The sequence below is a fragment of the Oceanispirochaeta sp. M1 genome (assembly GCF_003346715.1).
Lineage (GTDB): Bacteria > Spirochaetota > Spirochaetia > DSM-2461 > DSM-2461 > Oceanispirochaeta.
The window spans coordinates 24988-50119 of record NZ_QQPQ01000024.1; the positions used below are offsets into that span (position 1 = coordinate 24988).

23 protein-coding genes are annotated in these 25132 nt (G+C 44.3%); 9 read left to right on the forward strand and 14 right to left on the reverse strand.

What is annotated here, in order from left to right:
- Nucleotides 1-3285 (reverse strand): periplasmic flagellar collar protein FlcA, encoded by a 3285-nt coding sequence (flcA, locus tag DV872_RS16695; protein WP_114631088.1) that lies wholly within the window; start codon nt 3283-3285, stop codon nt 1-3.
- 107 nt (nt 3286-3392) lie between these two features.
- Here flcA and DV872_RS16700 point away from each other — a divergent pair, with 107 nt between their 5' ends.
- Nucleotides 3393-4085: a hypothetical protein gene (locus DV872_RS16700; protein ID WP_158547015.1), complete on the forward strand. Its 693-nt coding sequence runs from the start codon at nt 3393-3395 to the stop codon at nt 4083-4085.
- Nucleotides 4086-4137: 52 nt separating this feature from the next.
- Here DV872_RS16700 and DV872_RS16705 read toward each other — a convergent pair whose 3' ends face one another.
- On the reverse strand, nt 4138-5109 hold the full coding sequence (locus tag DV872_RS16705; RefSeq protein WP_114631090.1) for a C-terminal binding protein: 972 nt from the start codon (nt 5107-5109) through the stop codon (nt 4138-4140).
- Nucleotides 5110-5196: 87 nt separating this feature from the next.
- Here DV872_RS16705 and DV872_RS16710 point away from each other — a divergent pair, with 87 nt between their 5' ends.
- Entirely contained in the window at nt 5197-6342 is a 1146-nt protein-coding gene (locus DV872_RS16710) for a GGDEF domain-containing protein (protein WP_114631091.1), read from the forward strand.
- A gap of 110 nt (nt 6343-6452) precedes the next feature.
- Here DV872_RS16710 and DV872_RS16715 read toward each other — a convergent pair whose 3' ends face one another.
- From DV872_RS16715 to DV872_RS16740, 6 genes are all read right to left on the reverse strand, one after another.
- On the reverse strand, nt 6453-6899 hold the full coding sequence (locus tag DV872_RS16715) for an acyl-CoA thioesterase (RefSeq protein WP_114631092.1): 447 nt from the start codon (nt 6897-6899) through the stop codon (nt 6453-6455).
- The gene (locus DV872_RS16720; protein WP_114631093.1) at nt 6896-7312 is read right to left on the reverse strand and encodes an ACT domain-containing protein; all 417 of its coding nucleotides are present in this window, start codon (nt 7310-7312) and stop codon (nt 6896-6898) included. Before DV872_RS16720 ends, DV872_RS16715 begins: the two co-directional genes overlap by 4 nt.
- A gap of 34 nt (nt 7313-7346) precedes the next feature.
- Nucleotides 7347-8648: a phenylacetate--CoA ligase family protein gene (locus DV872_RS16725; RefSeq protein WP_114631094.1), complete on the reverse strand. Its 1302-nt coding sequence runs from the start codon at nt 8646-8648 to the stop codon at nt 7347-7349.
- Nucleotides 8645-9961 carry a phenylacetate--CoA ligase family protein gene (locus tag DV872_RS16730; protein ID WP_114631095.1) on the reverse strand — a complete coding sequence of 439 codons (1317 nt, stop codon included), beginning with the start codon at nt 9959-9961 and terminating at the stop codon, nt 8645-8647. Before DV872_RS16730 ends, DV872_RS16725 begins: the two co-directional genes overlap by 4 nt.
- A complete protein-coding gene (locus DV872_RS16735) occupies nt 9958-10527 on the reverse strand; it encodes an indolepyruvate oxidoreductase subunit beta (RefSeq protein WP_114631135.1) in 570 nt (189 codons plus the stop codon). The genes DV872_RS16730 and DV872_RS16735 overlap by 4 nt, the downstream gene beginning before the upstream one ends.
- 73 nt (nt 10528-10600) lie before the next feature.
- The gene (locus tag DV872_RS16740; protein WP_114631096.1) at nt 10601-12193 is read right to left on the reverse strand and encodes a thiamine pyrophosphate-dependent enzyme; all 1593 of its coding nucleotides are present in this window, start codon (nt 12191-12193) and stop codon (nt 10601-10603) included.
- 314 nt (nt 12194-12507) lie between these two features.
- On the opposite strand from DV872_RS16740, the gene DV872_RS16745 reads away from it, so the two are divergent.
- Entirely contained in the window at nt 12508-13869 is a 1362-nt protein-coding gene (locus DV872_RS16745; protein ID WP_114631097.1) for a bifunctional diguanylate cyclase/phosphodiesterase, read from the forward strand.
- Nucleotides 13870-13874: 5 nt separating this feature from the next.
- On the opposite strand, the gene DV872_RS16750 is transcribed toward DV872_RS16745, so the two are convergent.
- Nucleotides 13875-14213 carry a hypothetical protein gene (locus tag DV872_RS16750; RefSeq protein ID WP_114631098.1) on the reverse strand — a complete coding sequence of 113 codons (339 nt, stop codon included), beginning with the start codon at nt 14211-14213 and terminating at the stop codon, nt 13875-13877.
- Between the two features lie 147 nt (nt 14214-14360).
- On the reverse strand, nt 14361-15146 hold the full coding sequence (locus DV872_RS16755) for an SDR family oxidoreductase (protein WP_114631099.1): 786 nt from the start codon (nt 15144-15146) through the stop codon (nt 14361-14363).
- A 95-nt stretch (nt 15147-15241) separates the two neighbouring features.
- Between DV872_RS16755 and DV872_RS16760 the strand changes: the two genes are divergently transcribed.
- The 5 genes from DV872_RS16760 (at nt 15242) to DV872_RS16780 (ending at nt 20061) form a co-directional block, all read left to right on the forward strand.
- The gene (locus tag DV872_RS16760; protein WP_114631100.1) at nt 15242-16093 is read left to right on the forward strand and encodes an SDR family NAD(P)-dependent oxidoreductase; all 852 of its coding nucleotides are present in this window, start codon (nt 15242-15244) and stop codon (nt 16091-16093) included.
- Between the two features lie 58 nt (nt 16094-16151).
- Nucleotides 16152-17150: a 2-hydroxyacid dehydrogenase gene (locus DV872_RS16765; protein ID WP_114631101.1), complete on the forward strand. Its 999-nt coding sequence runs from the start codon at nt 16152-16154 to the stop codon at nt 17148-17150.
- 138 nt (nt 17151-17288) lie between these two features.
- Complete coding sequence (locus DV872_RS16770) at nt 17289-18017, forward strand: hypothetical protein (protein ID WP_114631102.1); 729 nt, start codon at nt 17289-17291, stop codon at nt 18015-18017.
- Between the two features lie 225 nt (nt 18018-18242).
- Nucleotides 18243-18590 (forward strand): cytoplasmic protein, encoded by a 348-nt coding sequence (locus tag DV872_RS16775; protein ID WP_114631103.1) that lies wholly within the window; start codon nt 18243-18245, stop codon nt 18588-18590.
- Between the two features lie 79 nt (nt 18591-18669).
- On the forward strand, nt 18670-20061 hold the full coding sequence (locus DV872_RS16780) for an MATE family efflux transporter (RefSeq protein WP_114631104.1): 1392 nt from the start codon (nt 18670-18672) through the stop codon (nt 20059-20061).
- Here DV872_RS16780 and DV872_RS16785 read toward each other — a convergent pair.
- The 4 genes from DV872_RS16785 to DV872_RS16800 form a co-directional block, all read right to left on the reverse strand.
- Nucleotides 20009-22165 (reverse strand): heavy metal translocating P-type ATPase, encoded by a 2157-nt coding sequence (locus tag DV872_RS16785; protein WP_199563500.1) that lies wholly within the window; start codon nt 22163-22165, stop codon nt 20009-20011. The two genes, DV872_RS16780 and DV872_RS16785, sit on opposite strands and share 53 nt — an antisense overlap.
- A gap of 120 nt (nt 22166-22285) precedes the next feature.
- Complete coding sequence (gene cobB, locus DV872_RS16790; RefSeq protein ID WP_114631106.1) at nt 22286-23002, reverse strand: Sir2 family NAD+-dependent deacetylase; 717 nt, start codon at nt 23000-23002, stop codon at nt 22286-22288.
- Entirely contained in the window at nt 22999-24093 is a 1095-nt protein-coding gene (locus tag DV872_RS16795) for an aldo/keto reductase (protein WP_114631107.1), read from the reverse strand. The genes cobB and DV872_RS16795 overlap by 4 nt, the downstream gene beginning before the upstream one ends.
- Before the next feature lie 26 nt (nt 24094-24119).
- Entirely contained in the window at nt 24120-24473 is a 354-nt protein-coding gene (locus DV872_RS16800) for a metalloregulator ArsR/SmtB family transcription factor (protein WP_114631108.1), read from the reverse strand.
- 160 nt (nt 24474-24633) lie between these two features.
- Here DV872_RS16800 and DV872_RS16805 point away from each other — a divergent pair, with 160 nt between their 5' ends.
- Nucleotides 24634-25125 carry a hypothetical protein gene (locus tag DV872_RS16805; RefSeq protein WP_114631109.1) on the forward strand — a complete coding sequence of 164 codons (492 nt, stop codon included), beginning with the start codon at nt 24634-24636 and terminating at the stop codon, nt 25123-25125.
- Nucleotides 25126-25132 lie beyond the last annotated feature (7 nt).

A 25132-nucleotide genomic window follows, 5' to 3' on the forward strand; every position in this document is an offset into this window, starting at 1 on the left:
TCAGCGGCTTAGCAGTTCATCCGGGGTTCTGGGGATTTCATCGAACATATGTACATTTGTCCCTGGAATCGGTTTGATCATTGCCATGGTATTCTGGAATACCAGACTGTCCTCCGGACGGGTCCTGATCATTGTATCGGGATCTCGATCCAGACGATCTGCATAGTCTGCAGCCTTTGTCAGAGACAGGAGCGCCTGACTCTGTTTGGCAGGATCGGAGCTTCGCCCGGCCAGTGAAAAATCAACATAGGCAAGGTTGTTATAGACCTGGACAAAGTGGTTCACCAGAGAACGGTGCTCCAGAATATCCTCGGGAGCCAGGTATGGAAGAGAACTCTCTTCCCGTTTAAGATCCCTCAGGATTTCCACATACTGATTTCTTGCACCAAACAGATTCTGCCGCCGTACAAGTGTATTTGCCAGGGCAAACTGAGTATTTCTTTTATTATCCAGACCTTTAATGGCAGATTCAAACTCAAGAACAGCCTGATCATATCTCTGATTATCGTAATAGATATATCCCATTTTATAAGACATATCTCCTCTGAAATACTGATTTGTCTCAGCCAGATTATAGTAATTCAGGGCACCGCCCAGGTCATTATAGACTTCATAAAGGAGATTCCCCATATCTGCATACAGTTCACCGATTTTCTCATCTGTACCTATAAGGCCGCGTTCCTGGCTGTCTTCCAGCAGGCGAATACCAGCTTCGAATTCAATCTCAGCATTTTCATAATTAGATTCTTCATAGCTCATCTCACCACGGCGATGATATATACTGATCTTCTTGAAAATTCTGCTGCGGCTTAGAGGCTGAGTCTGATCCATATAATAAAGAGCCTTCTGCAGGGCGGTCTTTTCCTGATCAGTATTATAGGTTCTATTGAAGTAGCGGGACAGCTGATAGTGAACATCAGGAACCGTAACATTAATCTGCTCTGCCTTAAAAAGGAGATCCTTGGCATCACTGACCTGGTCACGATCAATATAGTATCCAGCCAGATCGGATAGGACTAAAGCAGTAAAAGCAGTATCCCCTTTTATACTGCTTTTATTTGCATAGATATTATTCAGAATTGATATATTTCCATGATCTTCAGTTTTCAGAAAATAACTGAGCATTCTGAGCATTATTTCATCGCTGCCACTATAACGGGACAATGCCGTTGCATACTGATACCTGGCATCTTCAAGTCTTTCAGGATCTTCCTCTGACCAGAGCATATAATTATCACCAAGGGCAAGCATTAGGTTGTAATTATACATATCCCGGTCCAGTCCCATGGACAGAACATCCGCAGCATGAGCATATTCACCTGTCTTGTTGGTGAGGAAACGACCATACTCCAGATAACCGGATACATATGCAGGATACTCTCCAAGCAGCCCTTCATACATTGAAGCTGCCGAAGGATAGGCTCTCCGATCCAGGTAAGCATCCGCATAATCAAGAAATCGTTTCTTTCTGGGCCAGCCGTCAATATTCAAACGTCCCAGATTCCAGCCAAAATAAGCCTTTTTAAAGTATTCTTCAGCTTGAACATATTCGTCTGCATCTATGTGCTCCAGTCCCTGTTCATAATAGATATGGGCCTGAAGGGGTCTGTAAAGATAGTGAAAGCTCAGATAAACCGTGATACCCAGAAGGACAAGGATAACCGCTACAAGACGGATAAAAGGCCAGCCCTTTTCGGCAAATTGATAGAAGAAACCTGACTGTCTCTTCTCAAACTCACGACCCGTAAGCTTCTGATAGCCTTTAGGTAGTTCAATCTTCTTTCCGGTGATATTAAAAAATTCAGTATTGATCTGCCGGGGTGCGGTTCCCTTGATCAGCATATTTACGAGTTTTTTGTAACGGACACCTGTCAGGTCATCAGCTTCAGCCAGAATATCCTGAATGGCCATTTTTAGATTGAGGGGCAGACGCCGCAGATTTTCCTGAACAGCATCCATATCTCCACCGCTGATCTGGAACTGATCTTCATCTTCAGTATCCAGATCTTCGGTATCATCCATAAGAAAGGTATCATCCAGGGTATCCAGACTATCCAGAGACGCATCCATGTCATCATCAAAACTGATGCCTTCCTGAAAATTGAATTCTTCACCAAAATCACCAAGTGAGAATTGAGCTGAATCACCTTCATCATCATCCATGGATAGTTCTTCCATGCCTCCGAGTTCAGGTATATCTTCTTCAGGGGAACTCAGATCAAACTCTTCTCCCGGGGCTCCCAGATCAAATCCGTCATCTACTCCGGGAAGATCTTTGGACAGGCTACCTAAATCACCTAAATCACCTAAATCACCTAAATCACCTAAATCACCTAAATCACCTAAATCACCTAAATCACCTAAATCACCTAAATCACCTAAATCACCTAAATCACCTAAGCCTCCAAGATCATCCAGGCCGTCATCGGCAGAAGGTTCTCCAAGCTCACCAAGTTCCTCAAGATCATCATCAGCTGAGAGTTCATCCAGTTCTTCAAGATCTCCCAGACCTTCATCAGCAGGCAGGTCACCGAGCTCCTCAAGGTCTTCCAGGCTGTCATCAGCAGTCAGGTCACCGAGCTCCTCAAGGTCTTCCAGGCTGTCATCAGCAGTCAGGTCACCGAGTTCCTCAAGGTCTTCCAGGCTGTCATCAGCAGTCAGGTCACCGAGTTCCTCAAGGTCTTCCAGGCTGTCATCAGCAGTCAGGTCACCGAGTTCCTCAAGGTCTTCCAGATTGTCATCACCAAGATCCTCAAGCTCTTCAGGTCCAGCAGGTTCTTCCAGACTGCCGGGTTCCATAAAACTGTCCAGTCCGTCCAGGGAATCATCAGTTCCACTCTCTTCAACATCTCCGACTTCTCCGAAAAAACTGTCATCAATCAGATCTTCAGTCGGTTGATCATCCTCGGAGGAGTCAAGACCAAGGTCACCAAAATCAGAAAGGTCATCGGGGAGTGAGAAATCATCTGTATCAGGAATTTCTGTATCAGGGACAAGTGAATCTGCAACTGGTTCAGGTGGTTCATCCAGCAGATCATCCAGTCCGGGTATATCTTCAAAATCTTCGGGTTCTTCGTTTTCAGCATCCAAACCAGCCTGGCTCAGAAAGTCATCCATGGACAGATCATCTTGATCCAGTTCTCCCATGTTCAGCTCTTCCTCAAGCGACGGTGCGGGGGGTAGAACATCTTCTATGGTCTCTCCCAGTGCTTCCAGGATGGCCGGTTCATTTCCCCAGAGATTAACTTTCTGTTTAAATCTGTCTATTTCTTCGCGTGTAGGCATAATATCTTATTACTATTTCGGCATTTATTAGGGGTGACAAAAGTTTTTTCATCAGCTCTCAACTAAAGACGTACTTAATCCGAAAATCATAACATAGGAACCCGATGATGAAAAACAGAGTTATTCTATTATTTCTCCTCTTTTCAGCAGGTCTTTTGCAGGCCTTTGAAGTAAAAGATATCAATCTCCATTTAAAGATTACCGGAATGACTCAGGCGAGTGCTCCTGAGGTATGGAGAAATCATCTTATTCTGAGCTGTGTGCCGAGCCACCAGGCCCGATTCGTAGGAGCAGCTTTTTCAACTGATGACTACCAGACAGTTTACAGTTATCAAAAGAATGAGCATGGAGTCTATTTCCTGATTCTTCCTCTTCCTGATATGGAGATAGTTGATTACAGAGTTGTAGTTGACGGGATATGGCTTGAAGATGCAGAGAATTTAAACAGAGTCAGAGACCGAAACGGTTTATACCTCTCCAGACTGACTTTTCCTCCCGAGCAGAGAGTTCGGCAGCTTAGTCCCGTATTGCAGGATGAAAGAGGGACCGTTGAATTCTATATTCAGACAAGTCCGGGAAAAAGAGTCTACCTGGCGGGAGACTTCAACCGCTGGGACCCCTATATGACTGCATTAAAGGAAAAAGAACCGGGGCTGTACAGTGCAGTACTTTCCATAAAACCTGGAAGATATGCCTATTATTTTCTGATTGACGGAGAACCAATTCCCGATCCACTGAACTTTCAGAAAAACCAGAGCAGCACCGGGGAGGATGTCTCCATCCTTTTCATACCGGGTTGAGATTGAATTTCTCATAGAATATTACTTCCAGAATTTTTCTACGGGAAAGATATCAGTCCCTGAGATCATCCACGGAAAAAACAGCCTTTCCTGTCTTTAAAACCGCCAGAACATTCTCGGCGGTTTTTCTTTTCAGCTCTACCACAGAATGTTCACTGTAATAAGCTTCATGATCAGAAATCACCACATTATCCAAAGTGAGAAGAGGATTGTTCTGCTCAGGGGGCTCACTCTCCATAACATCAAGACCCGCTGCCCTCAGGGGGCCGGTGGTCAATGCTGTATAAAGGGCGGATTCATCCAGGATTCCACCTCTGGCCGTATTCACAAGAACAGCACCCTTCTTCATTGAGTTAAGTTTTTTGTGATCCAGGAGGTGACGGGTCTCGTCTGTGAGAGGAAGATGGACGGACAGATAATCTGTCTCTTTCAGTAAGGTATCCAGGGAGACCGCTTCAGCACCATTCTCCAGAACAGTTCCGGGTGCCAGGCCTCTTGAGTGAATCAGGACTCGGCTGAAACCAAATCCGGAGACCTGTTTATGGAGGGCCTTTCCAGTCTTTCCATAACCTAATATACCAAGAACTGACCCCTGGATTCTAAAAAGAGAATGCCCCGGAGAATCACGCCAGTGCCCCTTGCGCACCAGTTCGTGCCGCTGGGGTATCCGTCTGGCAACAGATAAAAGCATGGCTGCCGCATGTTCAGCGACTTCAATAGAGCAGTAATCAGGAACGATTCCTACTGAGATGCCCTTTTCCCGGGCAGCCTCCACATCGACATTATCATATCCGATTCCATAACGGGAAATGATCTTGCACTTGTCCAGAGAGTCAATAAACTCTCTATCCGCATCTACCATATTCAATAGAAGGGCATCTGCAGAACGTACTTTTTCAAGGAGTGTCTTCCTGTCCAGGCGGCTGTAGATTTCAAGATCTACATTCTCATCTTTAAAAACCTTTTCCTCTTCAATACAGTCATCAAAAAGGTTATCTGTAATTACAACTCGGTATGGGCTCATGAATGGCAGTATATCTCAGGGCATACTTTGACACAATCATTTTTGTCACCTGAAATTATTTGGATAATCAGTCTTTATAGTGTTAGAATGAAAATAGCAATGAATTCAGTAACAATTTTTGTCCGCATAGATCTACTCCTCTATTCTTTGATAATACAGTTGATCCTCTTGTATCTCTCAAAGAATCAGAAGACAGAGGAAGATTACTCTTCAAGACTGTTCAGGCAGGTTCTGCTTTCCCTGATTCTAATTACAGCCCTGTCTACCATCTCATGGATTTTTGACGGACTGACTGAGTTCAGAATCATCAGCTACTGGATTCAATTTTTTTCTATTATTTGCACAACCCTCCCTGTGATTGTCTGGATGCGCTACATAGACTTCAATATTTTTCACGACGAAAAAGGGCTCCGCAGAAGAGGGTATATATACATCACCCCCTTGTTTATCAACACGTTCATTGTGCTGATAAACCTTTACCGGCCTGGTTTGATATATTCTATGTCTGAGTCTAATGTTTACAGCAGAGGTCCCTATTTCGTTACAGCATATATCTCAATCTATATCTTAATATTCGCTGCCTATATGTATTTCTTTCTTCATAAAGATTTGATTGTCGGCAGGCTCACACAGGTGATTATCCTCTTTTTAGTCATCCCGGTTATCGGATCATTTATGCAGATTCTGTTTTATGGGATTGCTCTCCAATGGCCATCAACGACTCTTGTTCTACTTTTGACCTATCTTGCACTGGAACAGTCAAAAACGAGCAGAGACTCCCTTACAGATCTTTATACAAGAAGTCAGTTTGAACAGAGACTGTATTTCAAGATTAAAAGAAATGACCCCTTCTCTCTGATTCTGATAGATATGAATGATTTTAAATATATCAATGATAATTTTGGTCATAATGAAGGAGACAAGGTTCTTAAGTTAGTGACTTCCATACTCATATCAGATACAAATCCCGAAGATCTGGTCTGCCGATACGGCGGGGATGAATTTATCCTTCTCATAGAATCGGATCAGGAAAATGTCTGTAGTAAAATTATAGACCGCCTCGATTCTACTCTTTCTGATTTAAACAGTAAAAATGACGATTATAGAATCAGTATGAGTTATGGTTATAAATTTATAAAAGATCCCCTGAGTTGTAACAAGACTATGGTTCTTAAAGAGATTGACGAGAATATGTATAAAGATAAGAAGCTGAGAAAGGCTGCTTTTTTGTGATAGATAACGGGGGCGGTATAAGAGCGGTGTCCGGTGCATCATCACATATGGCTGAAAAGACAGTTGATAAACGTCTATCCTGATAGTAAATATATCTTAATAGTTAAGGTTCAATCCTGGTCATTACATTGTGCAGGCTGATTCCCTGCAGCAGGTGCAGCGACAGGGTTCGCATCTTCAAGTTGTGAACGAAGCTTCTCCCTGGATGGTAGAGGGATTTTGCTTCCATTGCAGTCAACAGAGACAAAGGTCACCTTGTTACTGAAAACAAGTACTTCCGACTGTTCACCGGGGGAGTCGGCATAAACATCCACCTGATACTGAACAGAGCTGTTTCCCTGATTAACGGGAAGAATATGAAAACGCAGGATGGAACCGTTTATCACGGATTTTTCAAAACTGATCCGTTCCATCCCTCTGGTGACCAGACGGAAGCCGGGGAAATCCCTGGCTGCGGTCATCCATGCGTTTTCATCCACCCAGAACAGCATCTGACCACCAAAGAGATAATTATGATGGTTCAGATGTTCTGAACGGACTGCGTTGAATGTATTCAAAAAGCGGTAATGGCTTCCATACCGTTTTTCTTGATGATATCCAGTCCATGATCGATATCTTCAACCTTGAACATGATTACGACTTTGTCATCCATCAGCATGAGTGTGGAATACAGATATTCAATATTGACATTGTTGTCTTCAAAGATCTGCATTACTTCATGAAGAGAACCGGGTCTGTCATCAAGACGGACACCGATAACCTCGGTCACCCTCGCTGTAAAGTTATTTTTCTGGAGTAGATCAAGACATTTATCAGGCTGTTCGGCAATAATCCGGAGTATACCGAAATCGGCTGTATCGGCAATTGTCAAGGCTCTCAGACTGATTTCTCCATCAGACAGGATACGGGTGACCTCCGATAGTCGGCCGTTCTTATTCTCAAGGAATACGGATATCTGTTTTACTTTCATGCTTGTCTCCTTTTTTATGTAAAATGACTGCAGACTATAGAGATCTCTTGTCGATGACCCTTTTCGCCTTGCCTTCAGACCTCGCAATAGACTTGGGTTCTACCAGCTTAATCATAACCGAGATTCCCAATTCCTGCTTGATTTCAGATGCTATTTTAGCCTTGATTTTCTCAAGAGACTTTGTTTCATCTGTGAAAAAACTGGGCTCTACTTCAACATGAAGCTCTACTTCATCAAGGTGAGAATCCCCTCTGTCAACAACAATCTGGTAATGGGGTTCGGTTTCTTCAATCCGCATCAATACATTTTCAATCTGGCTTGGGAATACATTCACACCGCGGAGGATGAGCATGTCATCTGTACGTCCCAGCAGACGGTGCATTTTGACCGTTGTTCTGCCGCAGGGGCAGTCATCATGCCAGAGCCATGTAATGTCTCTGGTTCTATAACGGATGATGGGAGTTCCCTCTCTGGTGATTGTAGTAAAAACAAGTTCCCCTTTTTCACCTTCAGGAAGAACTTCACCTGTCTTGGGGTCGATAATCTCGGGATAAAAATGGTCTTCGTTGACATGAAGTCCGTCATGAGCTTCACATTCATTTGAAACACCGGGACCTACAATCTCGGTCAGACCGTAGATATCAAAGGCCTGAAGATTGAGTTTTTCCTCAATTTCCTTCCTCATATTATCACTCCAGGGTTCTGCACCGAAGATGCCCGCTTTCAGGGAAAGATCCTTAAAGTCGATCCCCATCTCCTTGGCAGATTCTGCCATATAAAGGGAATAGGAGGGAGTACAGGTCAGAATAGTGGACTTGAAGTCCCGCATCATCATCAGCTGTCTTTTAGTATTTCCAGAAGAGACTGGAATGGTATGGCAGCCGAGTTTATGAGAACCGTAATGAACTCCGAGACCACCGGTAAACATACCGTATCCATAACCGTTCTGTACAACATCATCAGGAGTACCACCGGCCATACAGAGACAGCGTGCCATTACTTCTGACCACATCTCCATATCGTTTTTTGTGTACGCAGCCAGAACAGGAGTACCCGTAGTTCCCGAGGAAGTATGGATTTCCACAATTTCCTTTTCTTTACAGGCTAAAAGGCCATAGGGATAGGTCTCCCGTAAATCATCCTTGGTTGTAAAAGGAAGTTTGGCAATATCCTCAAGGGTTTTTATGTCGTCGGGTGTTACACCGGCTTCATCAAATTTTTTCTTGTAAAAGGGAATCGTTTCATATACATGACGTACCAGTTTTTTCAGACTGTAAAGCTGCTGAGACTTCCTGTCTTCCCTGTTGTCGCATTCCGCGCTTTTATTCCAAATCAAAATACACCTCCTCTCTCATCTATAACCCGAATGGCCTTGCCCTGCTGTACAGGAAGGAAGCCGGGTTCATGCAGTTCCACCGCCGCTCGAATGGTAATGGAAGCACTTAATTCTTCAATAATTCTTTTCCTCAGATTGTGAAGATCCTGGGTATTATCTGTAAAAAGATCTGCCCCTACTTCCGTCTGAATGGTCAATTTATCAAGAGTTCCCTCTTTATTGACCTTTATCAGATAATTGGTACCGATACCTGGCATCTTCATGATGATTTCCTCTATCTGTGAAGGAAAAACATTTACACCATTAATGATAAGCATATCATCCGTGCGGCCCTTAATCCGTGTGATTCTCCGGCTAGTTCTGCCGCAGACACAGGGTTCGGGTATTACGGTTGTAAGATCTTTTGTTCTATACCTGAGAATGGGAGTCCCTGTCCGGATCAGAATGGTCAGAACAAGCTCACCTTCTATTCCAGCTTCTACAGGCTCAAGGCTGTCCCGATCGATGGTTTCAACATAATAGGCATCTTCCCAGATATGCATCCCTTTTTTCTCAGTGCACTCAAAGGCAACGGAAGGTCCGTTCATCTCGGAAAGTCCATATGAGTTATAAGCATCAATTCCGAATAACTCTTCAATTTTCTGCCTTATCTCTTCTGAATGAGGTTCCGCTCCGATAAGAGCTCTCTTCAGATTGAAATCCTCCAGTTTGTAGCCCAGCTCTTCCATACGGGAATAGAGGTGGAGCAAATAGCTGGGAGTGGCATGAACTGTTGATGTCTGAAAATCTTTCATCAGCTGAAACTGACGTCTTGTATTACCGCTGGATGCGGGAATTACAAGCATACCAAGCTTTTCAGCACCATAATGGAGACCGATTCCACCGGTAAATAGACCGTAGGTCATCATGTTCTGAAATACATCTCCCCTTGTACAGCCGGTGGCCTTTAGGGAGCGAACAGTCATATTGGTCCAGTGATCCAGATCTTTCTGTGTATGATATATAACGGTTGGAGTACCGGTAGTACCGCTGGATGCATGCATCCGGACTATTTCATCCTTATCTACAGAGAGTAGACCATAGGGATAGGCATCCCTTAGATCATCTTTAGTGGTATAGGGAATTTTCCTTATATCCTCAAGGGTTTTAATATCCTCGGGGGAGCTTATACCCGCTGCCTTGAGTCTCTCTTTGTAGAAGGGAGTTATCAGAGCGGTACCAACTGTTTTTTTCAGACGTAGAAGCTGCAGAGCCTTCAGGGCATCTCTGTCCAGACGTTCAATTTCTTCGTCTTCATAGAGATTTCGAATCATGAGATCTGACTCCCTAGATCAAGAGCCTTATAGTTTACCTGCACAATCTCATCCCCTTTACGTGAGAACATGCTCTCTACGGCAGCCTTCAGGTAATCCATACCAAAGGGCAGATCTGCAGCGGCTGCACCTACAATAACCATATTTCCTGCTCGGACTGAACCGGCTTCTTTGGCAATGGTTTTATCATCTACAAGACGCCTGGTTTTAAGCTTATCCAGAGCTGATTTAATTTCAGACTCCTCGGGATAATTAGGAATATTAATCACAGGATTTGTGGATGTAATAACGATTCCGTCAGGAGAGAGCCAGGAAAGGTATCTGAGACTTTCCAGAGGCTCCATACTGAGGATCATGTCGGCTGTTCCCTGCCCGATAAGGTCAGAGAAGATCTCACCGTCGGAGATCCGCATATGAGCCATTACAGCTCCGCCTCTCTGGGCCATTCCATGAACTTCTGACTGACGAACCTTGTAACCTGCTTTTGCAGCGGCTGTAGCAATAACAGAGGCAAGAGACAGTACACCCTGCCCCCCGACACCGGAAAGAATTATGTCATATTTCATATTTTTATTATTCTCCATACTACTGAAGCAGTCTTACTGCTTCAGGATTTATTTAGCTCAGGGTCCAAGAACCTTACTTTTTGGCTTTACGGGCAGTTTCGATACACTCTCTCACAGCAATGATGACAGAAACACCTTTATACGCCAGTTCTTTTCTGAGTTTTTCTTTGTTCTCTTCATGAAACTTGCGGTGGGCAGGAATAGTCATGACATGATCTGTTTCCCCGACAATACCTCTGACAACACCTTCAAGACGGCTGGAAGGCAGAATGGTTGTCTGCCCGCCGGTCATGGCAGTAGTTTCATTATCCACGATGATGATGGTCACATCGGTTTTGCTGGAAACACAGTCAACAAGACCTGTCAGACCGGAGTGGAGGAAAGTACTGTCTCCGATGACGGCCATAACATTGTTCAGTCCTGCTTCGGAAGAACCCTTGGCCGCTGTAATTGAAGCACCCATACAGATAATGGTTTCGGGAACACTTAAGGGAGGTAGAGCACCCAGAGCATAGCATCCGATATCTGAAGTAACTGTACTTTCTTCAAGTTCAGCCTGTACTTCCTTGATAACTCTGTAGGTGTCATCATGGGGACAACCCTTACAAAGCTGAGGAGGTCTTCCCACAAGATCAAGAGTGGACGGTGCGGCGCTCTCCCTGGCGGGAAGTCCCAGAGCGGGTCTGATATTATCAGGATTAAGTTCTCCCTGAAGGGGAACTATATTTTCAAGTTTTCCAGTGATCTTAAGATCCCTGGGCAGAAGTCCCGCAATAAGACGCTCTACTAAAGGATACCCTTCTTCAAGGATAATAAGTTCTTTTACATGGGCAGCAATTTTCCTGATTTTATCTTCAGGAACCGGATAAACACCGATATGAAGATGAGAAGGATTATCAGACAATTCGCTCTCATTTTCCTTATAGTAATTATATCCCAGTCCGGTGGTGATAATACCGCGATCTTTATTAGATTCATTCATTGTAAGAGCATTGATTGCAGAGTTTTCACTGTAGGAAATCATATCTTTCTGACGTCCGAGAAGGCTGTCCCAGCGGCGTCTGGCATTGGCGGGAAGCAGCATCCAGTCCTGTTTATTATCCGCTTTATTAATAGGATTTTCCTTCCTGGCTTCCTTTGTCACGATGGCGGCTCTGGAATGGGAAAGACGGGTGACCAGTCTGAGAACAACGGGACATCCCATTTTTTCAGATAGATCAAAGGCTTCACGGGTCATATCATAAGCCTGCTGCTGATTAGCGGGTTCCAGCAGAGGGATTTTTGCAAAATCGGCATAAAAACGGGTATCCTGCTCATTTTGTGAAGAGTGCATACCGGGGTCATCGGCTACTACAACTACAAGACCGCCGCGGATATCCAGAAGGGCTCCGTTCATAAAAGCATCAGCAGCCACATTAAGGCCGACATGCTTCATGGTTACAATGGCTCTTTTACCCGCAAAGGAAGTTCCAAGAGCTTCTTCCATGGCTGTTTTTTCATTACTGGACCAGCATGCAAAAGGGCCGTCTTCTTTCTCACTGTATTCTAAAAGGTATTCCATTATCTCGGTGGAAGGTGTACCAGGGTAACCATAACATGAGGAAACTCCGCCATGTACGGCACCCAGGGCAACAGCTTCGTCACCCAGGACAACATATTCAGACATATATACTCCTATATAATTTATCTATTGCCGAGAAGTTCCATCTCGGTGATTTTATTACTTAAGGTCTAAGTCTTTCTATTATAACTGAGCCAGAACATAGCCCAGGTACTTTTTCAACTCGATACCTAAGGATATTTATACCATAGCGGGAATTAATTTGGTATTGAAAAATGAGCATTTATATGTAGCATTAAAATCATCACAGGGTATCCTGACTGTTTGATTCAATGTTTAATAAAAAATATTTAGAAAAAAAAGAAGATATATTTGACCTGGAATCAGAGCCTGACCTATTCTGTTAAATAAGGTAAAAAATGATAAATATACAATCGGAATGTAAAGAAAAATTAAGACAGGCTCAGATAGAACTGATGCTTGAAAAAGACCATGTAGGTCAGCTTGAAAAACTAATGAATCATAATCCGGATACAGGGTTGCTGCAGCGTCATATCCTGGTTCGCCGGATGAATAATCTTATCAGTAAAAAAAAATCCCGCTTTGCATTCGGTATTCTCAGACTGGATAAAAACTATCAGCGGATCCGCCACACTAGAGATAGAATGAAAGTTCTGCTCTATGTTACATCAGAGCGGTTGAAACCTCTGGTAGAAGAAGAGAATCTGTATCAATCAGACCGCTCGGACGAATTTCTTTTTATTATCTCCGATTATGAAAGCCAGGAAGAAGTCGAAAAAAAAATTGACGACATGATAATTCGGGTCTCTGAATCTCACAATCCGCCGGCCTCAGATGTCAGCTTTGGATGCAATGTGGGGGTGGCCCTCTATCCCGATCATGCCAATTCTCTGGACGAACTGGAACAGAATGCTGAAATTGCATTGGGCATTTATGAGGAGAAAAGCTGGAATGGGTTTCTCTATTCTCCGGAAATCGGTCGGACTTATCATGAAAACCAGTCATTAGAGTATATCTTAAGAATGTGCATCCTCAATAACTTTGAAGGATTTCACATTGCCTATCAGCCCATTGTGAATAAAGATAAAAAACTTGAGGCCTGTGAGGCTCTGCTTCGATGGGACGCCCCTCAGAGAGGATCAGTTTCTCCAGTCCATTTCATCCCGCTGGCAGAAGAGAGCGGACTGATCAACTATCTGGGAAAATGGGTTTTATACAATGCTCTGAAACAGGTAAAAGTATGGCGTGAAGAGATGGGGCAGGATATCGAAATGTCCGTCAATGTATCTTCGGTACAGATGGAGCAGGCTGACTTTGTAGATACAGTAGAAACTGCCCTTAGAGTATTGAAAATCCCGGGAGAAGCACTCCATCTGGAAATAACTGAATCAGTGGTCATGTCAAATCCCGAAGAGATCAAGATAAAACTGAAGGCTCTTCAGGATATGGGCATAGAGATAATGCTCGATGATTTCGGAACCGGATACTCCAGCCTCAGCTCACTAAATCAATTCCCGATTAACACATTAAAGATTGCCAAGGAATTTGTAGATAACATTCCTCATGACAGACATGGAGTTGAAATGGTCAGAGCAATTCTGGGTATAGCAGAGACCTTCGGATTCAGAACTCTTGCTGAAGGTATAGAACAAGAGGATCAGTTTGACTGTCTTATAGAAGAGGGCTGCAAATACATTCAGGGCTATATAACAAGTCCACCGGTGGCTGCAACCGAATTTGAAAAGTTATTTTTTAATTGAAGTGTTTATTTGAGACTTAGGGATGAACGGTTATAATCAGCTGATTTGCGTTTGCGTCCGCATGATTTCAGAGAAAAGATAAAAAATAGAAGATTCTGAAAAATCAGGATTTGAAGAGTTCCCTTGAATTCCTGATTCTTCAATACATTTGAATTATCGGTTATCTTATATGAGATATAAATCCCGGTACTTGCGCCGAAGGCTGCTATTGTTGTCATGCGTAGATCAGAAGATTCTGACAAAGACTCGACTGCCTTCATACTGACATCCGAGCCATCCAGAAGGGCCAGTGCAAATCCGGATAGATTGATCAAAATAAAGTAAAGTACCACCAGCTTTCTCAAAGAGTCCTCCTGTTCATATTCCATTATTATTCTAACACTAATTTCTGAAATTAGAAACTGCCGTTCATTCAAACAGGCCAAACAGCATATAGAGCTGTTCTGCAGCGGGGTATCTGCTTCTGGGTCAGGCAGGAATACAGCTCTACCTCAACCGGCGGCCCGGTCCCAGCGTCTTTTCAACATCCTGGCTCTCACAGGATCACTGAATAAAGAACCCGCAAGTTTAAGAAAACGGTTTACTGCTCCCGGTATATATTCTTCTTTACCCTTCAGAGCCATTTCAATACTGTGATGAGCTACATAGTCGGGAGATTTTGTAGTAAGCCTGCCCATTAATCCCTGAGCGGCAATCCGATCCACGACAATCTGTTTTGTGGGCATTCCAGCTGGACAGAGCAGAGTTACAGTAACATTTTCCCTACGGAGTTCCTCTCTGATAGTTGTAAAAAAATGATAAAGAAAACGTTTTGTGGATGAATAAGCCGCCTTATAAGGCATTGGATAGAAGTAAGACAGACTGGAAACGGTAAGGATTCTGAATGGACTCTCCATATCACGCTGCTCCAGGATTGAGGAGGTCAGTTCTACTGTTCCGTTCATATTTACATTCATAATAAGACGAATCTGATCCAGGCTCAGAGATGTGAAGGGAGTCTCAAATTCCACCCCCGCAACATTGATAAGAAAGTTAAACTTAAATTCCCTTGCAGCCAGTTTTTGAAAGAAATCATCCCTGGAGGCATGAGTGAGAAAACTGCCCTCTTCATACTGAACGTCCACACCATATGCGGAACGAATCTCCCGGGCCAGTTCCTTTAAAGGAGAACCGGGGATATCGGTCAAAAAGAGATCCCAGCCCCTTTTTCCCGCATCATGAACATACGCTCTGCCCAGTCCTCCGGCAGCACCGCTGATAAATACATAGGAGTCCATAAAATCCGCCTTTTTTATATACAGTAAAATATTATTTTACTACTGCCTGATTCTAATCACCGAAAAATACAGACAGTGGATTGAAGGATTATAGTATGATAAATTCAATTATGGAAACAATAGTTATAAGCGGTGCAACATCCGGTATAGGCTGGGCTTCATTCAAGGCTCTTGCAGAGAAGGGATATAGAGTCATAGGAATCGGAAGATCCAGGGAAAAAATAGAGCAATGCCTTATTGAGATGGAGGCTGCAGGAAAGAGAGATCAGGCTGAATATATCCTTGCGGACCTCTCATCCCAAAGAGAAATTCACAGAGCTTCCCGGGAGATAGAGACCCTGTTGAATGGAGATGATCTGTATTGTCTTATCAACAATGCCGGATCCTTCGCCAGTAATTACAAAGAGACCGTTGACGGCATTGAATGGCAGTTAGCCATTAACCATATGGCCCCTTTTCTTCTAAGCCGTCTTTTAATACCCTTTATGAAAGAGGGAAGCCGTATTGTTACCGTCAGTTCCCGTGCCCACAGGGGAGCAAAACTACACTGGAAAGATCCCGGCATGAAACGATTATATTCCTCCCTTGGATCATACCGGCAGTCAAAGTTTTTCAATGTTCTCACCATGAATGAAATCAACAGACGTTATAAAGATAAGAAGATCACAGCCTGTTGTGCCGATCCCGGACTGGTGAATACGGATATTGGACTGAAAGGGACAAAGGGACTTTCCAAACTGGTCTGGTATTTCAGAAGCAAACAGGGACAGAGTGTTGAAGATGGAGCATCTACCTCTGTCTTTCTGGCTTCAGAACCAGACCTTGATATCGATGAAACCTGTTATTTCAAATACTGCAAAGCTCTCGCTCCGGATTCCAGAACCGCAAATATAGATTTCATGGAAAAACTATGGGATTTGTCTGAAACTTATTTAATTGAAGTGTAATTATATAGACAAAGACCACATATACTATTACTTTACTAGTATATAACAGGAGCTACAAATGAAACTCGCTATATTCAGCAGTAAAAAATGGGTAAAAGATGCCTTTACAAGCAAAAAACCCAAGACAATAGAACAGACTTTCTTTGAAGCAAGGCTTGATGAAGAGACCGCAGCTCTGGCTGCAGGATATGATGCCATCTGTGTATTCGTAAATGATGTCATTAATGCGGCGGTTATAGATACCCTCGCAAAGGGCGGAGTAAAGATCATTGCCCTCCGATGTGCCGGATTCAATAATGTTGATCTGCACAGAGCAGAAGAAAAGGGTATTAAAGTCTGTCGTGTACCGGCCTACTCACCCTATGCGGTTGCAGAATATGCACTGGGACTCATCCTCACTCTTAACAGAAAATATCACAGAGCACACTCAAGGGTAAGAGAAGGTAATTTCTCTCTGGATGGTCTGCTTGGTTTCGACCTTCACAAAAAAACTGTGGGAATTATCGGAACCGGAAAAATCGGACAGGTTTTCATGAATGTAATATCCGGACTGGGAGTAAAAGTTCTCGCCTATGATAAATTTCCAAGCGATACGGTCAAAGAAAAGGGTGTGAAATATGTAGACCTTGAGACCCTGTACAGAGAAAGCGATATCATATCACTCCACTGTCCCCTCAACCATGAGACCTATCATCTGATTAATGATTATGCCATAAAATCCATGAAGAAAGGCGTTATGCTGATCAATACCAGCAGAGGGCCTCTTATCAATTCAAATGCCGTCATCGATGGACTGAAATCAGGCATAGTGGGTTATGTCGGGTTGGATGTATATGAAGAAGAGGGAGATCTCTTTTTTGAAGACCTATCGGACGAAGTTATTCAGGATGATACATTTGTCAGGCTGCAGACCTTTCCCAATGTCCTCATAACCAGTCATCAGGCCTTCTTCACCAGGGAAGCGGTAGAAAATATTAAAGAGACCACCTACAGCAATCTGATTGAAATAGAGAAAACAGGCAGCAGCCCCAACCTTGTGGCACTTCCCGGAAAATGATTCCTTACTATATATCTGCAGCAATAGCATAAAGCCGGAGGCTAGAAAACTTAGTCGTTTTCACCTCCGGGTTTGTAATATTTTCAATTGAGAGTTAAACTATTAAAAATATCTGAAACTACAGGAGAACCTTAATTAATGAATCTTATTAATACTCATATAAGAAAGCTGGGGATGATTACCCTTGCAGTTGCGGCGATGCTGAGCACTATATCCTGCCAGAGCAGTAAGAAAATCATGAAACAGGAATCACTGACCGGCATTTATGAAATCAGATCATCCGGACTTTTCAATAAGAGTTATACATTTGCAAACTATACGATCAAAGATATAAAAGCTTCGGGGAAACCCACCAAGTCTGTGCTGCGCCATGAAGGTGCAAGCAAAACTTCTTCAAACCTGGCAATATCCTTTGCCATGGAAGATGAAAATGGATTCAGATGGTCCGGACTGGGTGGCGTTGAGGCAACATCTGTTTCTCTTGAAAAGAAGGGGAAAACAAGCCACACCCTCAACTATAAATTTCGTATTGTTGAATCACAAACAGGCCGGGTAATCCGCTATGATATTGAATATAATCATCTAGCTGAAGGCTTTAACGGATTCATGAGAGGAGCTGTCGTTGATGAAGCCGGAAACGGGTTATACGATGTCTTCAGCAGCAAGAATCTGGACTTCAGCGCCACTCCTTCTGAAGGAATCAATGGTTTCAGCATCAGAAAAGATGGTGAGATTCTCTCCTCAATCATCAAGAACAAGGGTGATTGGTCCGTTACCTATAATATTTCTGATGATGATCCCGAACGGGTTGAAATGAGCGCTGTTATCGCTTCCCTCTTTGTTCTGATTGAAGAAGGCAAAATCTAATAGTAAATTGATCTATCAATGATATTAGAAAAGCCCGGGATTGAACTGCCCCCAAAATGTTCTCCAACATATGGGGGGGCAGTTCTTTCGGACAGTTCTTTCGGACAGGAAAAGATCTCTGCCCTTTATAATCATACTCTTCCCTTATAAAAAAAATCTTATACTTGATTTCGTTGCCCGGGAATATCACAATAGGTAAAAGAACACTTAGATCAGGAGTTAATAATGAAAAAAGTTGCCGTTTTTGCTTTTCAGGGAGAAGCAGTCTGTTTTGCCCATGCCATGATGAATGTACTGGATTTTGATGCCAAAGGTTATGAGGCGGCTTTGATCGTTGAAGGTTCCGCCTGTAAACTTGTGGGAGCATTGAAAGAGCCCTCCCATCCCCAGCATCCCCTCTATACAAAAATAATTGCCAAGGGACTTCTTGCCGGTGTATGCAGAGCATGCTGCCATCAGATGGGGACCCTTGAAGAGGTTGAAGCTCAGGGACTCCCCCTGCTTTCAGAGATGAATGGCCATCCATCGATTGAGGCCTGGATCGCAAAGGGATTTGAAATTATTACACTTTAATTCAGGCACTGTAAAAAAGTCAAAAAGAGAGTCTCTAATACATAGACTATTAGCATAGCCGGGAGTATGATGGCTCCACATGACGGAACAGACCTTGAGTCTCAGATCGCCCTGGAATCTTCCGGAGAGACTGAGACAGGACAGCGACAGCTTTAAAAAACTCTTATTACTGGCCCTCCCCATAGCGGCACAGAACCTGGTTCAGACGCTTCTGAATATGGTGGATACCTTGATGATCGGCCAGCTGGGTGAAACTGCCATTGCAGCAGTGGCTCTATCCAACCAGATATTCTTTCTGATGATGCTCTTCCTCTTCGGAGTGAGCAGTGGAAGCTCTGTCTTTACTGCCCAGTTCTGGGGTAAGAGGGACCTTGATGGAATTCATAGATCCCTGGGAATGGCCCTTATTCTGGGTCTGTTGGGAGCAGCCCTTTTTACAGCGGCAGCTCAAATTTTCCCGGCAGAAATACTGCGTATTTTCACAAAGGATGAAGCTGTAGTACAAGCAGGAATACCTTATCTCAAGATAGCCTCAATCAGTTATATGTTTACGGCTGGAACCATCATTTATGAGGGCGTACTCCGGAGTACCGGTGTCGTCCGCCTTCCCCTGATTCTTTCAGCGACAGCACTGAGTCTTAATGCCGTTTTTAACTATGCCCTGATCTTCGGTAAATTCGGCATGCCCGAAATGGGTATATCCGGAGCAGCCATTGCTACCACGGGAGCCAGAATCATCGAGATGACTGCTCTGATTCTTTTGGTTTATATAAAGAAATACCCTGTTGCTGCAAGCATTAAAGAGATGCTGAATCAGAACAGAAAATTTGTTGGCCGATTCTTTCACAAGGTCAGCCCGGTAATCCTGAATGAGATCGGCTGGTCCATGGGTATGACCATGTTCACCCTGGTCTTTGCCCGTATGGGAACTGATATTCTTGCAGCCTTCAATATAATGGATACATTCTCCCGCCTTGCATTTATCTTCTTTGTAGGAACAGCAAATGCAGCTGCCATTATACTGGGAAATATGATTGGAGAAGGCAGAAAGAAAGAAGCAGAACGCTGTGCCAAGACCATACTTATGATCGTTCCAATATTATCGGCGGCTATCGGAGTACTCATATTCTTTCTCGCTCCCCTAATCCCCGGATTATTCAATATCTCAGATTATGTGGCAAATCTTGTTGTACAGCTTCTGAGGATTCTAACAATTGTCCTCTTTGTAAAAGCATCAAATATGCATATTATTGTGGGGATTCTCCGCAGCGGCGGAGACACTCATTTTTGTGCCGTTCTGGAACTGATCCCTCTATGGCTGATCAGCATACCCCTGGTAGCCCTGGCCGGACTCGTTTTTCATCTTCATCCTGCACTGGTCTACCTCTTCTGTCTCAGCGAGGAGATTGCAAAATATATTACAGGGCTGTGGCGTGTGCGTTCTGAGAAGTGGGTACACGACCTGACATAATTCTAAGAACATTGAGAATGGCCAGCAGGGCGACTCCCACATCACCGAATACAGCCAGTCCCATCCCTGCATAACCAAGGGCGGCCAGTACCAGTATCACGGCCTTGATCCCCAAAGCAAGAACAATATTCTGTACTATGATTTCTCTGGTTTTCCGGGCGATTCTTCTGGCGTTCACAAGCCGGGAGGGCTCATCAGCCATCAGGACAATATCTGCGGCTTCAATGGCAGCATCCGATCCGAGTCCACCCATGGCAATCCCTACATCAGCTCTGGCCAGTACAGGAGCGTCATTAATGCCGTCTCCCAGAAATGCCGTCCTTTTCCCCTGGGCTATGGACATCTCAAGGGCTTCCACCTTCTGATGAGGCAGAAGATCTGCCTGATAGCTGCTCAGTTCAAGCTCTGCAGCCACAGCTGCTGCTGTTGCTTCACTATCCCCTGTAAGCATAATAATAGACTCAATGCCCTCATTCTTCAGATCTATCAGCGCCTGAGCCGTATCACTCCGAATCTCATCGGATAGTACTATGGCTCCCTGGTAAACAGAATCCACGGCGATATGAACTGTTGTTTTCCCTTGGGGCCCGGGAATCAAATCCAGTTCCGCTTCTCTGAGCCATCCGGGTTTACCTATGGTGATTACCTGTTTCTTCCAATGGGCCCGAATTCCGTGACCTGCAATCTCCTCTGTGGAATCGGCTGCCGGAACCTTAATCTCCCCGGAATTTTCTTTCCAGGTCTTTACTATAGATTCTGCAATGGGATGAGTGGATGATGCTTCCGCTATTGCAGCATAACGAAGCATATCCTCTCCATTGATTCCTGGAGCAGGAAGTACTGCACTTACTGAAAAATCACCTCTGGTGAGGGTGCCGGTCTTGTCCATAAAAACCGTATCAATACCATTTAAGGCCTCAAGATAATTTCCTCCCTTGACCAGAATTCCTTCACGGGAAGCGCGGCCGATACCGGCAAAAAAGCCGAGAGGAATAGAGATGACAAGAGCACAGGGGCAGGAAACAACCAGAAAGACCAGGGCTCGGTATAGCCAGTCCCGGAAAATAGCCCCTTCAATAAGCAGAGGTGGAATGACTGCCAGAAGAACAGCCAGAGCAACTACAGCAGGTGTGTAGTAATGGGCAAAACGTGTAATAAACTGTTCCGACTGCGCCTTTCGGCTGCTGGATTCCTCAACCATTCGTATGATTCTGGAATAGGAAGATTCAGAGAGGATCTTGCTGCTGCGGACCTCGAGTACAGACTCTCTGTTTACAAAACCGCTTAATACAGAACTCCCTTCATTCACCTGACGGGGATAAGATTCACCTGTCAGGGCGGAACTGTCTACCGAGCCCTTTCCCTTTTCTATAATACCGTCCAGAGGAACCCGGTCACCGGGCCTCAAACGGTACAGCGTACCGATAGCTACATCTTCGGGTGCAATTTCTTTTACCTCATCCCCTTCAAGTACCTGGACCATACCGGACTTTGAATCCATCAGATTTCTGATAGAACGCCGGGAGCGGTCAACAGCCAGTTCCTGGAAAAATTCTCCCACCTGATAAAAGAGCATAACAGCAACTGCTTCAGGAAATTCTCCAATAGCAAAGGCTCCGGCGGTTGCGATAATCATCAGGAAATTTTCATCCAGGAGTCGGCCGTTTTTCATATTCTTCAGCCCCGAAAGGAGCACAGTTCTGCCGACCAGGACATAGGCCGCACCGTAGAGCGCGATTCTCAGTTCAAGAAAAAAGAGTTCATTCCCTTTCAGAAATGTCAGAGCCAGAAAGAGCAGGGCACCCAGAATTTCTCCCCATCTCTTAAGCAGTAATGAAGTAATATTCCAGGACTTCTTACTATCTGAAGGGTCCTTCGCATCAGATCTATATTCAACGGTGATTCCGTCCTCAACAGCATCCACAAGGCTTTGCAGTTCCTGCCGGGATTCTTCGACCGAAGCAGCATCAAGATAAAGTATCTGAGTTGCAAGGTTTACCCGGGCCTCATCAACCCAGGGAAGATCATTTATTTTATTTTCTATCACGGCGGCACAGTGTGAACAGCTTAAACCGCTTAATATAAACTCATTTTTTTGTGACATAAGGAGTCTCCTCAGTATTCCACTCATATTTACATATAAGTATATGCTTATATGTAGACTATAAGCCCAGTCCAAAACATTGTCAAGAATCCCGTAGTATTGTATTTGAAAAATATAGGATCAGATTTTGATTTTTCCTGAAAGGATATCGTCCACCAGCAGAGGGACCAGATCACCCGCCTTTCCCGTTCTATGCTCATCAAAGAGTGTATGAACCAGGGAGGGTTCCAGGTTTATTTCAATGGTCAGAGCCCCGGCTGCGGCGGCTGTCTCAACAAAGCCGGCTGCCGGATAAACATGCCCTGAAGTGCCGATAGAAAGAAAAAGAGAAGAGTCTTCCAGGAGCTGCATAATCTCGTCCATTCCGTAGGGCATCTCACCAAACCAGACAACATCGGGTCGTAATGATCCGGAAGCTCCACAGACCCGACAGCTCATTGTCCTGTCAAGATCTCCCTCGAGATCAGCACGGTTTCCACAGGCGGAACAGAGACTTTTCAGAAGCTCTCCATGCATATGAATGATGCGATGACTGCCTCCGGCTTCGTGTAGATTATCAATATTCTGAGTTATTACAGTGACAGAACCGTCATATTCAAGTTCAAGTTTCCCCAGAGCCATATGAGCTGCATGAGGCTTAATGTCTGAATCTCTGAGCTGTCTCCGCCTCTGATTATAGAATTCCTGAACATGCTCGGGATCCCGGGCAAATCCTTCGGGAGTTGCTACATCCTCCACCCGGTGATTCTCCCAGAGACCGTCTGACGCACGAAATGTCTGAATACCCGACTCTGCAGAGATACCAGCCCCTGTCAAAATAACAATCGATCCGTTCATAATGATTTAAGGGCTTTCTCCAGCTCGGCAAATCGGTCAATGATGGGCAGCTTCTGAGTACAGGCAGCCTCACATGCCCCGCAGGAGGTACAGCGCTCAAGCTCTGACAAAGAAGCAGACCAATACCATTTCAGGCGGTCTGACAGTCCCTCGGCATTACCCTTGAGTTTGAGATGATTCCAGCACTCCTGAAAAGCCCAGACCTGAATATCCTCAGGACACACATCACAGTAACGGCAGCTGGTACACAGAGAGTTGAAGTCATGAGAGATACTCCGTTCCACATGATTCATCTCACTTTCTGTATATGCTTTGAAGCTCTCTACAGCTGCAACAGCGCTATCTACATCATCCTTATTCCGGAAGCCCACAAGAAAGGAGCTGATCCTCTCATCATTGAGAAGAAAATGAAGAGCACTTTCCAGCATGGACTGCTCAGGTCTTACTTTCAAAAAGTCCAGTGCGTCGCCGCTGCCTGTAATAAGACCTCCCCCCAGGGGGTTCATGACAATAACACCCATATCGTTCTCTGCAGCGGCTTCAATCCCCTCCTGTCTGTAGGCCGAGTTCATAACGGAGTATCCCAGAGTCACTCCCTCGAAATAACCCTCTTCAATAACCTTACGGATATCGGGTCCGGCAAGATGTGTGGAGAATACTGCATGTTTAATCAGCCCCTCTTCTTTTGCTTTCAAAATGGCCTGTACTGCACCACCGGACTTCCTTCCGGCCCAGTCCTCCATGCTAAGGACATACCAGCAGTTATAAAAATCGATGCTGTCCACATTCAAACGCTTCAAAGATGTTTCCAGCTCGGCTCTGACAGTATCTCCATCAGACTTATTACTCTTGGTAGAAATTGTAAAAGGATTACCCCGCTTCTTCATTTCCGAGATAGCCCGGCCCATGATTATTTCAGACTGATCTTCACAGTATCCTGGTGCAGTATCAAAATAAGTAATACCCTTCTCATAGGCATGAAGAACTGTTTCTGCCGAAGCATCCGTATCATGGGGAGATTCAAATCTCATCCCGCCGAAACCTATTGCTGCCAAGTCTATTTTACTCTTTCCATATTTTCTGTAGATCATGAGAAATACTCCTATAATGTTGAGAATCAGCCCTCTGCCATATGCTCCTGGCAGATTCTATAGATCTGAATGACATGCTCGTCTTTCAGAGAATAATAAATGTGCTTGCCATCCCGTCTGGAATTGACGACATATGCCTGTTTCAATTGTCTGAGTTGATGTGATATTGCAGGTTGACTCATCTGCATCAATTCAGATATTTCATGAACACAAAGCTCATCTTCTATAAGGGCATTAATGATTTTGAGGCGTGAAGGATCTCCGAAAATTTTGAAGATCTGAACCATATGCTCCAGCTCATCCTGAGTTGCAAGGCGGCTGCGGACGTTCTCAATCCGGGCAGCATCATGTTTTAAACGGGGGTCTTCAATATCCTTCATGGATTACAGTCTAACACAGCCGTCTGGATTCTGCCCATAGGAGTAAAAAAACCTTCTTATCAGGTAGAGATTTCTACTGAATAGATGCAGATATTTCTACTAAATAGATTATAATGACATAGTAATAATAACTGGTCTGACAGACCTTGGAGTGAATAGAATGAAAAAAACAATATTACTGATCCTGTTGATATGTCTTACCATCCCTGTGTTCGCGGAAGATAAAAAAGTTGAGGACAAAGAGATAAAAGAGATTACTCTGAGTACTAAAGATCTTGAAGGCCGTGCTAAAATTGGTGTTGCCCTGGGTTATCCCTCAGGAGTTGTATTCGGATACAGACTGGCCAACTTCCTGGAAACCAATGTCCTGCTGGGAAGTTTCTACAACGGTTTTACCATCGGTGGAAACCTGCTTTTCACCATTGCCGACATCAAGATTAAGGATCAGTCATTCCCCCTCTCACTGGGACCTCAGCTGAACTTTCACATGGGAGAAGAATTCGATATGTCCCTGATGGGATTCCTCCGCTGGGAATATACCTTTGAGGAGATTCCTCTGAACCTCTACATCGAAGGCGGACCGGGAATGTTTTTTATCCAGGGAATTGACCTGACCTGGTCAACATCACTGGGTGTCCGCTACGTATTCTGATCTTAAA